The organism is Arthrobacter woluwensis, from assembly GCF_030816155.1.
Classification (GTDB): Bacteria; Actinomycetota; Actinomycetes; order Actinomycetales; family Micrococcaceae; genus Arthrobacter_E; species Arthrobacter_E woluwensis_A.
Genome location: NZ_JAUSXR010000001.1, coordinates 546335 through 560497 on the forward strand (window position 1 = coordinate 546335; position 14163 = coordinate 560497).

The following is a 14163-nucleotide window of genomic DNA, read 5'->3' on the forward strand; positions in this document are numbered from 1 at the left end:
GGTCACCGTCCCCTCATGTTAAGCACCCGCCGGCTCAGCCTGACGGCCGCGCGGAGGTCATCACCGCGGATCGCGTAGAAGTCGATGAATCGGGTGCCATGCTGACGGTTCAGGAAGTGAATGTTCAGATTGGAGGCGACCAGGCTTCCGGCCAGCGTGGCTATTGCGGCTCCCACGGCACCGAGCGGGGGACACAGCACTAAGAGCACGCTGACATTGAATACGAGCGCGATGAAGAGGGAGAGGCTCCGCAGGCCCGGCCGGCCTCGTGCAGCGAGGCCCGCGCCGGCGATGGATCCGGGCACTCCGAACACCCCGACTGAGATGAGAACCAGCACGCTCGGGATCGCCCCCGTGAATTCGCTTCCGAATGCGGGAACGAACCAGAGCGGAAGCGATGCGGCGAGGGCGATACCGCCGAGCATCGACAGAAGGAAGGAGATTCTGGCTGTCGCTGTCAGACGCGGGGTCGACCGATCTGCGGCGTCCGCTGACATCGTGACGTCCCGGATCGCGTTGTTCAGGAGTAGCGAGGCATCCGAAATATTGACTGCGACTGCGAAGTAACCGAGCGCGACTGGACCGGCGAGCGGCAGCATGATCAGCTGGGCGACGCGGCTGAGCAAGATACCAGAGACGGATCCGAGCCACATTCGAAAGCCGTAGTGTGCCAAATTCGCGGGCCGCGCCTCGCTCATCACGGTCCGCGGCCCCCTGACCAGCTCCCGGATTGAACCGATGTAGGCCAAACCTCCGACGATTGGAGCCAACGCTATGAAAAGTGTGGCAGTCTCGACAGTCAAGGTCCCTGTGAGGAACGCTGCCAATGTTCCTCCGAAGCGGGCGATACCGGTGAGGAGCTTTTCCAGATTCACCAGATTCCAGCGATGCATGCCCGATGCAAGCCCGCGGGGTGCCCCGAGCAGCACTGACGGGATGATTGCAACACAGGTCAGCTGGATGATCTGTCCCACGGCCTGGTTTCCTGCGGAGAGCAATGGTGCTGCAAAAAACGTCGCAATGCCGGCGAAAGCACCGGTGAGAAGCAAGAGCACTCCTCCACTGCGGAGCCCTTGAAGACTCGCGGCAGACGCCTTTGCTGTTGCGAAAGTCAATGCCTCCGGGATGCCGAACATCGCGATGGTGAGGGCAAGCATGAGAGGGGCCGTCGCCGCGGCTAGTTCTCCTCGACCGTCGACCCCCAGCGCCCGGGCGAGCAGGGGAGCCGAAAGGAAGGTGGACAGGGGCAACGAGAGATTGCCGATCGCTGAAAGGAGGGCATTGCGTCCGATGTCACGGGAATCCAGCTTCTTCAACGGTGTAGCCTCCTTGCCTGATTCGCTATGCAATTCCGCGCCTAGTGAGCACCTTCAACGGCAGGATTGCCACGGCGGGGAGTGTCTTAAACCCCGGGCGTCCCCACGTGAAGGCTGTGGCCAGAACCCTCAGCGCGGTCTTGATATCGCGGTGACGCCATGCTTGAAAGTACGTCACGGTGATGAGGAAATCTCCTCGAGTACGTCTGTCCAGGTGCTGCAGGGCGCGCCGGGCCCAGGCCAATGAATCTGAGGGCTTGATACCGCGTGAAACAGAGCCTCCCCCATCGCGCAGCTCGGTCAGCGGCTGAACTACTTGGCGGATATCGAGACCGGGGATTTCCCTGTCGAGCCGTAGCAGCCAGTCGGTGTCCTGATGGAAGCGAAGGGTCACGTCGAAGGGGTGAGCCAGCACCATGGCGCGCGGAAAGACGAGCGTGGACGTGTGCATGGCTCCTTGGCCTCCCTTCACGGCCGTCTTCCGGAATAGGTAGTGCGGCAGCCGCTCGCCGGCATGCCAGAGTCGCTGCGGCCAGACCCGACCACTCGGTTCCTGAACCGTTGTCGTTGACAACCAATGGCGTTGCGAGTCGTCCAGCGACGAAAGTTGAAGTGCAAGCTTCTCCGGGTGCCAGACGTCATCGTCATCGAGTAACGCGATCACATCGCCGCTTGCAGCGGAGATTCCTGCCATTCTCGCCACATTCCCACCGGCGCGGGGACCGGTGCGAACGACCGTCACCCGTGGGTCGGCGGGAAGCATCAGTTCGTCTGAGGTGTCCGCAGCCACGATGACTTCATGCAGCGATTCGGTCTGGGCAAGTGCCGATGCGACGGCGTCATACAACTCCGGGCGCCCGATCGTGGGGATTACCGCACTGACCCGGCGGCCGTTTGTGATTCTCTCGGTCATGACACTGCACCTGTCGCCTTGAGCACGTTGTCGGCGTAATGGGACCAGCTTGTCCATCCTGATTGGATCGCCTCTTGTGAAATGGTCTGTCGTCGTTCCCAGCTCAACCTGGGCGCCTCAGAGAGCACCGTTCGAAGACGGTGCGCGTCCCCGGCGTCGAGCACCGTGTGATGGCCCGAAAGATAGACGTGAGCGCCCACTTCTCTCGTGGTCACGACTGGCAGCCCGGACGCCGCGGCTTCTGAGACGACCAAACCGAAATTGTCCTCGATTGATGGGAGTACGAACAGGTCCGAACGGGCGTAGAGGTCGGCTAGTTCAGTCGCAGTGAGCACCCCGGCCAGCCGGACGTTGTCAGGCGCGTTGCGCAGGATTCGACGGTCGAAGACTTGGCCCACGAGCGTCAAGTCCACAGGAAGTCCCCGCACTGCGTCCAGCAGGAATGGAATTCCCTTGCGAAGACAGATCTGTGCTGTACACACAATCTGCACGCGGCGGCCAATACTCGTGTCCGCGTCACCGGAATGCTCGCGGGGCTGGAAGATGGCCGGGTCCACCCCGTACGGGATCTGGATGATTTTCTCCGCGGATATGCCGTGGGAGAGCATCTGCTCGGCCACTACCCTCCCGGGGACAAGCACTTTGTCAGCGAGGTCGAGTTCGGCTTCGATGCGCTCTACGAACCATTCCGGATACATTTCCGCGTGCGCCCGTCGCGCGCCGAAGAAGCTTTCCAGCATCGTATTTCTCACGCGAGGATGCGCATCGATCTCGTGGAGGACGAGTTCACGGTCGGAGTTGCGTTTGAAGGTCTCCAGCGAAGATCCCGGCATGGAAAAGAGAATCTCGGCGTCTCCGAAATCCACATTTTGCGCGGATTTGTCGTATGCGACTTTCCACGCGGCGTTGCCCAGGGTATGGGTGAGGGGCGATCGCATGCGGCCACCGAGAACTCTGGTGAATTCCGCCATCGGGGCAAGCTGCACATCCTGACGGAGCCGACCACTCTCGACGCGGGCGCTCTGCTTCCTGACGAACTGCTGAAGCAGGGCGAACTGTGGAAGCACGCGAGATGAGGCCCGCGCGATGGACAACAGCGGGGCCTGGTTTCGGATGGCTCGGCGAGTCAAGAGCCCGTGCCGCTCGGCACCAGCTGCGATGGCCCGGATCGCGTTTTCATCGAAGGCGCTCGAGACGGCGACTGCACGGCCTGCCGGGCGGTTCGAGGCAGACCGGGATGTGATCATGCTCGTTCTCCTTCGCTCTGTGTGTCGACCTGCGTGTCGAGGAGCCGATCGAGTGCCGCGGCGGAACGCGCCCAGGAGTATCTTGCGGTGTTCTTCCGCCCGAGATCGATGAGACTCTCACGCAGCGTGAGGTCGGTATCGAGTTCTCTGAGACCCTCCACGAGTGATGCTTCGGACTCCCTCGCGAAGTAGTGCGCTGAGGACCCCAGCACTTCCCGGAGCGCAGGGGCATCGGAGGCAAGGACAGGCACGCCGGACGCCTGGGCCTCAAGCGGGGGGATGCCGAAACCCTCGTAGAGCGAAGGGAAGACGAAAGCGCGGGCAGCGGCGTAGAGGTGCCGCAATTCGTCGTCGTCCACTCTCCCCAGATAGTCCACGGCCTGGGTGGACGTTCTCCCCTTATTCGTGCGGGAAACTGTTTCTGGTGTGCTTCCGACCAGTTTCAGCCGTGTGCTGCTACCTGCCGATTCCGCATAGCGGTGGAACGCCCGGACCAGGAGGTCGATGTTCTTGTGCGGCAAGAGGGAGGAGACCGCGAGGAAATATGGGGTATCAGCTTTGCCGCCGGGCTCCTGGTGGAATCCGTGTGCAGCCGCATTGGGGATCACCGTGATCTTGGCCGGATCAAGGTGGTACACGGAAGCGATCTCCTGGCGGGAGAATTCGCTGACGGTGATGACAGCCGCTGCCGGCCGGAGCGTCAGTGTTGAAAGGAGCCTGTACGCTGCCCGGAACCGCGGTGAATAGGTCTGGGGCTGACGAACGTAGGTGACATCGTGGTGTGTCACCACCTGACGACGTCGCAGGATCGGTCCGGTGTTCGTCAGGGAGAGCAGCAGAGGGTTCCTCTTGGTCCGAGTGAGTGCACGTGGCAAGTCCCACTGTTCCCAGAGGTGGCCCTGGTGTGCGCCCCATTGCTGCACAGAGACTCCCGCAATGGACGTCTCGCGGAGAGGCCCCGGCGGGGCGACCAGCACGAGGTCGTCGCGGAGTGGCGCCAAAGCCGTGACGATCTCCTCTGCAAAGCGTTGTACGCCGGTGACCTTCTGGGTCAGGAAGCGGCAGTTCACGACGATCATGTGACGAACGCCCGCAGCTCATCTTCGAATCGCGCGGTTGCGAAATGTGCGGTCGCCTGCGCTCCGTCGAAGGGGTCCAAGCGCAAGGCCGCGTCGATCGCGCGGGCCAGATCCGAGATCTCAGTTGACGCAGAGATGACACCAGTGATCCCCGGAGTCAGGCTCTCCAGCTGGCCTCCGATCGGGCCGGTGACGACGGGCGTTCCAGCCGCTTGTGCTTCCACTGGAACGATGCCGAAGTCCTCAATGGCTGGGAAGACCAACACCCTCGCCGCTTGGTAGAGGGAGAACAGGAGCGCATCGGACGGTGCGATGACGAAGTGGACCGGAACGGAGGACTGAGCAGCAAGTGCGCGGAGACGATCCTCTTCAGGACCCTTGCCCGCGATCACGACGGGAAGTCCCACGGCCTCGCCCGCGGAGATCACCAGGTCGAGGCGCTTATAAGGAATGAAGCGGGACATACCCAAGACGAAGTCGTCGGGGAGGCCGTCCAGAAGCTTCAGCTCATCGGAGCTGGAGACTTCGGAGCGCCAGTCGTCGACCCGTTGCACCCGCTCCACAGCAACCGGTGGGTAGATGACGGATGCCTCACGCCCCCAGGTCGCCTCAATGCGATCCTTGACGAACTTGCTGTTGGCCGCAATCGCGGTCGGCTCCTGGGCCCGGCGCCGATCGATGGATTTCAGCAGAGGGGCGACCGTGCGCACGGCGGCGTTGGAGCCCCGAAGGTCGAGCTCCGGAGTCCAGATGTAGCGGGCCGGGGTGTGCGCGTAAACGTACTTCGGGGCAGACTCGCGCCGATTCCGGAACTCGACATGGTGGGCGAAGAGGTGCGAACTCACCAGCGTCCAGTCATGAGCCTCGGGGCTCTCAAGCAGGCGCCAGGTGGGGAGCATGAGCGGGAGAGCCAGCGCCTTCCGCCGTCGCAACGGAGTCTTGGCCAGCCAGGTCTCGCGGACTTCGCGCTCGCCGAAGCGTCCCGGTGCGTCATTCCACAAGCACTGGATGGACGCATCGGGAAATGCCGCCGCCATGGATTCGAGGACTTTCTCGGACCCGCCTGACGCGGCAATCCATTCGTGAACAATGAGACCGCTCATGACTCAGGGCCGCCCCATCCCGAGATAAGTCCATCCGGCTGAACGCCAAGCCGCCGGGTCGAGGCAGTTTCTGCCATCCACGATGACGCGGCCGGACGCGAGCTCGTTCACGTGAGAGGGACTCATTTCTCGACGGTACTGGTCCCATTCGGTCACGACCACGACGGCGTCAGCTCCGCGCAGCGCATCATCCCTCTCCGCGACATACGTGAGTTGCGGATGCAGCGCGCTGGCATTGTTGAGGGCTTCAGGATCGGTCACCACGACGTCGGCACCCAGGCCGTGAAGTCTGACGGCCACGTCGAGTGCGGGCGAATCGCGGACATCGTCGCTGTGCGGTTTGAAGGCAGCGCCCAGAACCGCCACACGCTTTCCGAATACGGTGCCGTCGAGTCCTTCGATCACGAGCTGCACAGCTCGTTCGCGCCGGCGCAAGTTGATGGCATCGACCTCATGGAGGAAATTGACCGACTCTCGACGCCCCAATTCCTCGGCTCGAGCGGCAAAGGCACGGATATCCTTGGGCAGGCAACCGCCGCCGAAACCGATGCCGGCGCCCAGGAACCGTCGCCCGATCCGAGGATCGTGACCGATGGCGTCGGCAAGCTGCGTAACATCTGCGCCCGTTGCTTCGGCGATTTCGGCCATGGCATTGATGAACGAGATCTTGGTCGCGAGAAAGGCATTGGCCGCGACTTTCACCAGTTCGGCAGTCGCATAGTCGGTCACGATGAACGGGGTCCCCTTGGCGACCGCAGGGTGGTAGACGTCCCGAAGGACACTGGCGGCGTTTTCACCTTCGGGTCCGGATGGCACTCCGGTCACGAAGCGGTCGGGGTCGATCGTGTCCTGCACGGCCCACCCTTCGCGAAGAAATTCCGGGTTCCAGACAAGGGTTGCCCCCGTGGGCGCCACCAGCTCAGCGAGGCGAGCGGCTGTACCCACTGGAACAGTGGATTTGCCGGCGACGATGTCGCCAGGCCCGAGGAAAGGAAGCAGCTCATTCACGGCAGCGTCGACGAAGCGGAGGTCGGCGGCGTGGCCGCCGGCCTGTTGGGGGGTGCCCACACCGACGAAATGCACTGCGGCGCCTTGAACGTGCGACATATCCGTGCTGAACGACAACCGCCCCGAATCCAGTCCACTACGAAGGATCTCCTGGAGTTGCGGCTCGAAGAACGGGGCTCGTCCCTGAGAAAGCGAGTTGACCTTTTCCTCATTGACGTCGATTCCGATAACTTCATGTCCAATGGATGCCATTGCTGCCGCATGGACGGCGCCAAGGTAGCCACAACCGATCACCGATAGGCGCATAGTTCCCCCACTTTTACTTTCATGTCCGAATCATTCTGTCATAGGGCCGAGCGGCCGCCGTCAGCGAGGAGCGGCGCCGTGACTTCTCCGAGCGTTCACTCAACGGTGGCTCTTGAAGGCTCGGGAAAGTCTTTGCAATCGTGCGGTGAGCACCTTATTTGTTTGCGCTCCCGCTCTGCTGTTCGATGCGATTGCCACGTCTGATTTCGGCCAGATCAATCGGAACAGGACTTTCGCTCTGGAGCCCCGGGGTACCAACCGGAGTGCCAGCAGATAAGCTCTTGCCTGGTTTTTTTCTTCGCGCCACCGCCAGTTCAAGGGCGGTTTGCCGCTGCTTCCGTGGAAATCCTCAGGAAATGCGGAACGAAGGGTGTCCTCCAAGGCGGCATCGGCCTTGAGCCGCACGGTGAATTCGAGTGCGTCCCGCCCGCCGCCTTTGAGGATCATAGCGGCCTGTTTCCTGCGCTCCTGGTTGGGAGGGACACCGATTTCCGGCCGGGTCAGGTTGAGCGCTTCGATGACTGTATGAGCGGGCGTCGACGGAACGGTGACGTCGACCGACGCGAACTCCATGTGCATCGTCCGGGCAGCCAGCTCTGCGAATGCCTCTTCCTCCGGCAAGGAAACGCCCGGGAAGTGGTGGTGGATATCGAGCTCGCAGCCCCAGCTGTCGGGCTTGAGAGTGATGGAGTGGTCGATGGGAATACCACTCCAGACGTCTGGAACCGGAAGCCAGCCCCACGATGTCAGTGAATGGACGAGGTCCTCGGAGCGGTGGGGATCGACCCAGACATCGACATCCCCTGAGTGTTCCCGCTCACGAAGGCCCTGGACATGAAGAATAGGTCCCTTGATGAAGATCAAGGGAATGCCCTGATCACGGGCCACGCTGCCGACCAGGGCATAGACCATCTCATGAAGGGGAGAGGAAAGCCGCGGGGGAGACACGTTCCTGGTCCGCGCCGGATGGTGTTCCACATGTGAGGCGATCCCGAAAGCCTCGAACTCACGCACCAACTCCACGTCGGCCGAATCCAGATCGTCTTCGGAAACGGGTCCGTCAACGAGCCGAAGCCACAACGCAGCCGTCGGGCCAGAGAGTCCAATAGGCTCGGTGGGCTTTGTCGCCAGAACCATGATCTCCGCTTCTGAACTGTTCTGGGGCCATCCACGGAGGTCGAGAACGCCATAGGCGACGGCAACCCAGTCGGTCATTGATTCCTTTCGTGGTGGTATCACGAGACGAAGCGAGTCGGGAATGATGGATGATGCGAGGGAGTTGCTCAGCTTCACCGGTCAGCGTATCCGAAGGCATTTCATCGGATGAAGTTCCCGGTCGCCCGGAGTGTCAGGGCGGCCAGGAAGAATTCGAAGTACTTTCTCCGCATGCCCAGTCCCTGAACATCGACGGACGTGGCTTCCGGACGGACAGGCTGATCAGTAGGCGCCATCCTTGGCGACGACCGCCTTCGCTGTACGGAAGAGGATCAGGATGTCCTGGGCAAGCGACCAGTTCTCGACGTAATAGAGATCGAGGCGGATGGACTCCTCCAGAGAGAGGTCGTTCCGTCCGCTGACCTGCCACAGTCCGGTCATGCCGGGTTTGACGAGAAGCCGCCGGTGGGAAGCACTGTCGTACATCTCCACTTCCCGGGCCACCTGCGGCCTGGGACCGACCAAGCTCATCGTTCCATTGAAGACATTGAGGAGCTGTGGCAGTTCGTCGATCGAGTACCGGCGGATCCATGCTCCAAAACGAGTGACCCGAGGATCCCTCTTCATCTTGAAGAAGATCATGCTGCCTCCCGTCTGTGCTTGGAGCTCATGGAAGAGGTCTTCCGCGTCAGTCCGCATGGAACGGAACTTGATCATCTTGAAGGGCTGGCCGCCTTTGCCGATACGCTCCTGATAGAAGAGGGCAGGGCCCGGGCTATCGAGTTTGACGATTGCCGCGATGATCAACATGGGAAGCGCGAGAACCGCGAGGATGCCCAACGAACCGATGATGTCGAGCGATCGCTTGGCGAGCGCTTTCATCCCGTCAAGTTTCGGTGTCGTGACGTGAATGAGTGGCAGGCCGGCCACCGGTTGCATGTGGATTCGGGGGCCGGAAACGTCGGTCAGGGCCGGGGCCATGATCATGGCTATGTCTCGGGCGGACAATGCCCAGCCGAGGTGGCGGAGGAAGACCGGGTCGAGCTCCGCGCCACTGGTGATGGCAACGGTATCCACCTCGGATCGTCCGATCGCTTCCAGAACGTTTTCGACGGTAGGAGACGTTCTGATCACCGGCAAAGATCCAGCGGTCAGGTCCGTGTCGGTCAGAATGCAGGCAACCGGCTTATATCCGGAAACGATATGCCGGTCCAGTTTTTCGTTGAGATGTTGCACGCTGTGGGCCGCCCCCAGCAGCAAGACCCGATGCAGGTTCAAGCCACGGAGGCGGGTGCGATGAAGTGCCTTACGGAAAGTCCATCGAGCGGTGATGAGGAATGCGACACCCAGAGGCAGTGCGACCGCAACGTAACCACGTGCCGTATCAATTTTCAGGACGTAGGAGAAAACGGCGACCGCGCCGAAGAGCCAGAGAGACGCTGCAGTCACACGCCGGTACTCTTCGAGACCGGTGCCGATGACCTTAGGGTCCCGGGTGCCCGTGTACTCGAGGACGAGCCACCAGGCGGCGATGAGGAACAACGACAGAGTCACGTAGGAAACATCGACTCCGCGGCCGTTGACCGCGATGCTGTCCTCGAATCCGAAGCGAAGCAAGTAGGCGCCCGCGACGGCAAGCACGACACATAACATGTCCGTTACTCGCATACGGAGCGCATGCGAACGCAGCCACGTGGCAGAACTTATAGCGCGGAATTCGCTGGTGGTGGTCACCGAAGCAGTCATCGGGTGTCCGTCACTTCCGCAGACCAGGCGAACACGCGGCAGCGGTCGCAAGGCAGACCGGCCTTGTTCGGATGAGACACCTATTCATGATTTAAGCCCCCACAGCTTCCCCCTGAGTGCCTCACGGCAGACCCAATAATATGACGTATTCGAAGTGCGAGTTCTTGTGACTTGACACGTCCAGAACAATCCTAAATCCAGGTGGCCTGGGGCACAAATTGTTTCCAAAAGTCTCGAGAGGTCTTGCGGATACTATCGGGATCTTGTGCGGAAATTGAGTGGTTAATCGGTTTAGGCCCTCGTTACCCGTCCTCGGCCCGCCTTCGAGTGCCATTTGCCGGTGCGACGGCGACTGTCAGACGGCCCGCCTAAACTGGAGAGACCATGGACATGCTCTTCGATCCCTATGCCAGCACGCCCGCACCAGCTGCCCCTCGTGACGAGAACAGCGCAGGAGGGCGGATGAACGACGCCCCGGGAGGCGGCCTGGCTCCTCAGCAACGCGAGGGGTTCCGCGGCCCCTCCGCTGAGGCCCTGACCGAAGGCCTCAACCCGCAGCAGCACGCCGCCGTCGTGCATGCGGGCAGTCCCTTGCTGATCGTGGCGGGCGCCGGCTCCGGCAAGACGCGCGTGCTGACCCACCGGATCGCCTACCTTCTGGCGACGGGACGGGCCCACCATGGGGAGATCCTGGCCATCACGTTCACCAACAAGGCCGCCGCCGAGATGCGGGAACGCATCGAGAACCTGATCGGCCCGCGGGCCAAGAGCATGTGGATCTCCACGTTCCACTCGTCCTGCGTGCGCATCCTGCGGCGTGAGGCGGCCAATGTGGGGCTGAACTCGAATTTCTCCATTTATGACTCGGCGGATTCCCTGCGCCTGATCACTCTGGTGGCTAAGAATCTCGATCTGGATCCGAAACGATTCGCTCCCAAGGCGATCGCACACAAGATCTCAGCGCTCAAGAATGAGCTGATCGACGCCGAGGAATTCTCTTCCACGGCGAGTGAGAACAACCCGATGGACCGGGCTGTCGCCGAGGTCTATCTCGGGTACACCCAGCGGCTGCGGCAGGCGAACGCGATGGACTTCGACGATCTGATCGCTCAGGTCGTCTACATGTTCCGGGCTTTCCCCGCACTTGCCGAGTCCTACCGGCGGCGTTTCCGCCACGTCCTGGTCGACGAGTACCAGGACACCAACCACGCCCAGTACGCCCTGGTGAAGGAGATCGTCGGCACTGGCGACGGCGGACCCGTCCCCCCGAGCGAACTCACCGTGGTGGGCGACTCGGATCAGTCGATCTACGCCTTCCGAGGCGCCGACATCCGCAACATCGTGGAGTTCGAAAAGGACTACCCGGACGCCGAGGTCATCAAGCTGGAGCAGAATTACCGTTCCACCCAGAACATCCTCACCGCCGCCAATGCGGTGATCTCCCGCAATCCGGACCGTCAGGAGAAGCGTCTCTGGACCGCGTCCGGGGACGGTCCCAAGATCATCGGCTATGTCGGTGAGAACGAGCATGAGGAAGCGGCGTTCATCGCCCGCGAAATCGACCGGCTCCAGGACGCCGAGGGGCTCCGACCCGGCGACGTCGCGGTGTTTTACCGCACGAACGCGCAGTCCCGCTCCCTCGAAGACGTCCTGGTCCGCATGGGCCTGCCGTACAAGGTGGTCGGCGGCACGCGCTTCTACGAGCGCAAGGAGATCAAGGACGCGCTCGCCTACCTGCGTGTCCTGGTGAACCCGGACGACGACGTCAACCTCCGCCGCGTGCTCAACGAGCCGAAGCGCGGCATCGGTGACCGTGCGGAGGCCGCCGTGGCATCTCTCGCCGAAAGGGAGCGCATCTCGTTCATGGCCGCGGCGCGGCGCGCGGACGAGGCCCCCGCCATGGCGACCCGCTCCCTCAACGCCGTGCTCGGCTTCGTGAAGCTGATGGACGACCTGGCGGAGGTCGCATCCGGATCCGGCGCGGTGGCCGCGCTGGAGGCCGTGCTCGAGCAGACCGGATACCTGGCCGCGCTGCGGCTGAGCACGGACCCCCAGGACGAGTCCCGAGTGGAGAACCTGGCGGAACTCGTGGCCGTCATCCGCGAGTTCCAGAATGAGAATCCGGAGGGCACGCTCGGGGACTTCCTGGAGCAGGTGTCACTCGTGGCCGACGCGGACCAGATCCCGGACACGCCCGGTGACGTCGACGAGGCCGTCGCGGAAGCCCGGCGGCTCGGTGTGGTGACGCTCATGACCCTGCACACCGCCAAGGGTCTAGAGTTCCCTGTGGTGTTCCTGACCGGCATGGAGCACGGCATCTTCCCGCATGCCCGCTCCGCGACGGATCCGAAGGAACTCGCTGAGGAGCGGCGTCTGGCATATGTGGGGCTCACGCGCGCCCGGCAGCGCCTGTACGTGACGCGCTCCGAGGTGCGCAGCCTGTGGGGCCAGAGCCAGTACAACCCTGCGAGTCAGTTTCTCGACGAGATCCCCGGCGAGTTGATCCAGTGGGAGCGCGAGGGGACTGCCCGGCCCGTCAACCCGGGGTGGGCGAACGACGGCATCGGCAGCAGCCGCTACGGCGGCTCGTATTGGGGTGCGGGTGCCTCGCGCAACGCCAGGGGCGCAGCGGCCAGCAGCACCGCCGGCTTCGACGCCGATGTCCCCGCATCCGTGGTGCGGGGACGGGTCCAGCCGCAGAAGGAAGTCATCAGCGTCTCGCCCGGGGACCGCGTGAACCACAACGCTTTCGGTGAAGGCGTGGTGCTGAGTGTGGAAGGGGCAGGCGACAAGAGCGTGGCCAAGGTCCGTTTCCCGGTGGGGGAGAAGCGGCTCCTGCTGCGGTATGCGCCGGTGACGAAGGTGGAAGGCTGAGGCCTGGACAACGGGCTCGGCAGGGGCTGCGCAAGGCCTCGTGGCGCCATAACAAAACCGGTGCGAGTTCTACAAATCATAGAAATGTGGCCTTGGTCACGAAACCGGTAGTCTGGGAGCGGCGCAGCCCCGCACAGGGCTAAAGTTCCCAGTGGAGCACCTCCTGCGGAACGGTCGCAATAACCCGTAACGGGGAGGCGCCTGCACACCTACCTCGACGTAGAAGGACACCGAACCGTGGACCTGTTTGAATACCAGGCTCGCGACATGTTTGAGGCGCACGGCGTTCCCGTGCTCGCTGGCATCGTCGCGACCACCCCTGAAGAAGCCAAGGCCGCAGCTGAGAAGATCGGCGGCGTCACCGTCGTCAAGGCACAGGTCAAGATCGGCGGCCGCGGCAAGGCCGGCGGTGTGAAGGTGGCCAAGACCGCAGATGAGGCGTTCGAGTACGCCGACAACATCCTGGGCATGGACATCAAGGGCCACACGGTCAAGAAGGTCATGATCGCCCAGGGCGCCGACATCGCCGAGGAGTTCTACTTCTCCGTGCTGCTGGACCGCGCCAACCGCAACTACCTCGCCATGTGCTCCGTCGAGGGTGGCATGGAGATCGAGCAGCTCGCCGTCGAGCGCCCCGAAGCTCTGGCCAAGGTCGCTGTCGACCCGGCCGTCGGCATCGACCAGGCCAAGGCTGACGAGATCGTCGCCGCCGCAGGTTTCGCCGAGGACCTCCGCGAGAAGGTCGCCGCCGTCCTCATCAAGCTGTGGGACGTCTTCAAGGGTGAGGACGCCACGCTGGTCGAGGTCAACCCGCTCGTCCGCACCGGCGCAGGTGACATCCTCGCCCTGGACGGCAAGGTCTCGCTCGACGAGAACGCCGGCTTCCGCCACCCAGGTCACGAGGACCTCGAGGACAAGGACGCTGCTGATCCCCTTGAAGCCAAGGCCAAGGCCGCTGACCTCAACTACGTCAAGCTCGACGGCGAGGTCGGCGTGATCGGCAACGGCGCCGGTCTGGTCATGTCCACCCTGGACGTCGTAGCCTACGCGGGCGAGAACCACGGTGGCGTCAAGCCCGCCAACTTCCTCGACATCGGAGGCGGCGCCTCCGCCGAGGTCATGGCCGCCGGTCTGGACGTCATCCTGGGTGACGAGCAGGTCAAGAGCGTGTTCGTGAACGTCTTCGGCGGCATCACCGCCTGTGACGCTGTGGCCAAGGGCATCGTCGGCGCACTCGCCGAGCTCGGCTCCTCTGCCAACAAGCCGCTGGTGGTCCGCCTGGACGGCAACAACGTGGAGGAAGGCCGTCGCATCCTCAACGAGGCCAACCACCCGCTGGTGACCCTCGCCGCCACCATGGACGAGGGCGCCGACAAGGCCGCCGAGCTCGCCAACGCCCGCTAAGCCCGGATAACA

Annotated in this window: 10 protein-coding genes; 2 read left to right on the forward strand and 8 right to left on the reverse strand. The window is 62.9% G+C overall.

Translation table 11 applies throughout. The features are described from left to right. Positions 1 to 2 precede the first annotated feature (2 nt). The 8 genes from QFZ52_RS02505 to QFZ52_RS02540 all read right to left on the reverse strand — a co-directional run bounded on the left by QFZ52_RS02505 (position 3) and on the right by QFZ52_RS02540 (position 9861). A complete protein-coding gene (locus QFZ52_RS02505; RefSeq protein ID WP_307496064.1) occupies positions 3 to 1316 on the reverse strand; it encodes an oligosaccharide flippase family protein in 1314 nt (437 codons plus the stop codon). 25 nt (positions 1317 to 1341) lie between these two features. Beyond that, positions 1342 to 2229, reverse strand: coding sequence for a glycosyltransferase family 2 protein (locus QFZ52_RS02510; RefSeq protein WP_307496065.1), 888 nt, complete (start codon positions 2227 to 2229; stop codon positions 1342 to 1344). Then, positions 2226 to 3476: a glycosyltransferase family 4 protein gene (locus QFZ52_RS02515; RefSeq protein WP_307496066.1), complete on the reverse strand. Its 1251-nt coding sequence runs from the start codon at positions 3474 to 3476 to the stop codon at positions 2226 to 2228. The genes QFZ52_RS02510 and QFZ52_RS02515 overlap by 4 nt, the downstream gene beginning before the upstream one ends. Then, on the reverse strand, positions 3473 to 4555 hold the full coding sequence (locus tag QFZ52_RS02520) for a glycosyltransferase family 4 protein (protein ID WP_307496068.1): 1083 nt from the start codon (positions 4553 to 4555) through the stop codon (positions 3473 to 3475). The genes QFZ52_RS02515 and QFZ52_RS02520 overlap by 4 nt, the downstream gene beginning before the upstream one ends. Further along, positions 4552 to 5658, reverse strand: coding sequence for a glycosyltransferase (locus tag QFZ52_RS02525; RefSeq protein WP_307496070.1), 1107 nt, complete (start codon positions 5656 to 5658; stop codon positions 4552 to 4554). Before QFZ52_RS02525 ends, QFZ52_RS02520 begins: the two co-directional genes overlap by 4 nt. Positions 5659 to 5661: 3 nt before the next feature. Then, positions 5662 to 6972, reverse strand: a complete 1311-nt coding sequence (locus QFZ52_RS02530) for a UDP-glucose dehydrogenase family protein (protein WP_307496071.1) — start codon at positions 6970 to 6972, stop codon at positions 5662 to 5664. A 99-nt stretch (positions 6973 to 7071) separates the two neighbouring features. Next, positions 7072 to 8187 carry a nucleotidyltransferase family protein gene (locus QFZ52_RS02535; RefSeq protein WP_307496072.1) on the reverse strand — a complete coding sequence of 372 codons (1116 nt, stop codon included), beginning with the start codon at positions 8185 to 8187 and terminating at the stop codon, positions 7072 to 7074. Between the two features lie 222 nt (positions 8188 to 8409). After that, positions 8410 to 9861, reverse strand: coding sequence for a sugar transferase (locus tag QFZ52_RS02540; protein WP_307496073.1), 1452 nt, complete (start codon positions 9859 to 9861; stop codon positions 8410 to 8412). Positions 9862 to 10263: 402 nt separating this feature from the next. Between QFZ52_RS02540 and pcrA the strand changes: the two genes are divergently transcribed. Then, positions 10264 to 12747, forward strand: coding sequence for a DNA helicase PcrA (gene pcrA / locus QFZ52_RS02545; protein WP_307498630.1), 2484 nt, complete (start codon positions 10264 to 10266; stop codon positions 12745 to 12747). A 237-nt stretch (positions 12748 to 12984) separates the two neighbouring features. Continuing rightward, the gene (sucC, locus tag QFZ52_RS02550) at positions 12985 to 14151 is read left to right on the forward strand and encodes an ADP-forming succinate--CoA ligase subunit beta (protein ID WP_307496075.1); all 1167 of its coding nucleotides are present in this window, start codon (positions 12985 to 12987) and stop codon (positions 14149 to 14151) included. Positions 14152 to 14163 lie beyond the last annotated feature (12 nt).